2 tRNA genes and 1 rRNA gene are annotated in these 470 nt (G+C 42.3%); all 3 read left to right on the top strand.

Annotated features, from left to right (window positions below):
• Positions 1-56: ribosomal RNA gene (locus tag M3627_RS20480) — 16S ribosomal RNA — on the top strand; the annotation flags it as partial.
• A gap of 109 nt (positions 57-165) precedes the next feature.
• Positions 166-242, top strand: a tRNA-Ile gene (locus tag M3627_RS20475).
• 16 nt (positions 243-258) lie between these two features.
• Positions 259-334, top strand: a tRNA-Ala gene (locus tag M3627_RS20470).
• Positions 335-470: the final 136 nt, after the last annotated feature.

Below are 470 nucleotides of genomic sequence, written 5' to 3'. Positions count from 1 at the left end.
GGGTGAAGTCGTAACAAGGTAGCCGTATCGGAAGGTGCGGCTGGATCACCTCCTTTCTAAGGATATATTCGGAATACAGATTTTTATCTGTATCTTAACGTTTTGCAGTTCAGTTTTGAATGTTCATGTATATTAATACTTTTAATAGATATGGAAATTCAAAGAGGGCCTATAGCTCAGCTGGTTAGAGCGCACGCCTGATAAGCGTGAGGTCGATGGTTCGAGTCCATTTAGGCCCACCATACCTTTTTTTATTTCGGGGCCTTAGCTCAGCTGGGAGAGCGCCTGCCTTGCACGCAGGAGGTCAGCGGTTCGATCCCGCTAGGCTCCACCAACGAAATAATTTGTTCTTTGAAAACTGGATAAAACGACATCAAAAAAAGAAACAAACGCAAGATATTCAAATTGTGATCACTTACGTGATTGCAAGTGTAGTACTTTTAACTTTTAGGTTAAGTTAATAAGGGCGC

Source organism: Psychrobacillus sp. MER TA 171, assembly GCF_023713305.1.
Lineage (GTDB): Bacteria > Bacillota > Bacilli > Bacillales_A > Planococcaceae > Psychrobacillus.
The sequence above is the reverse complement of the archived record's forward strand: the minus strand, read 5'-3'. Positions and strand labels throughout refer to the sequence as shown.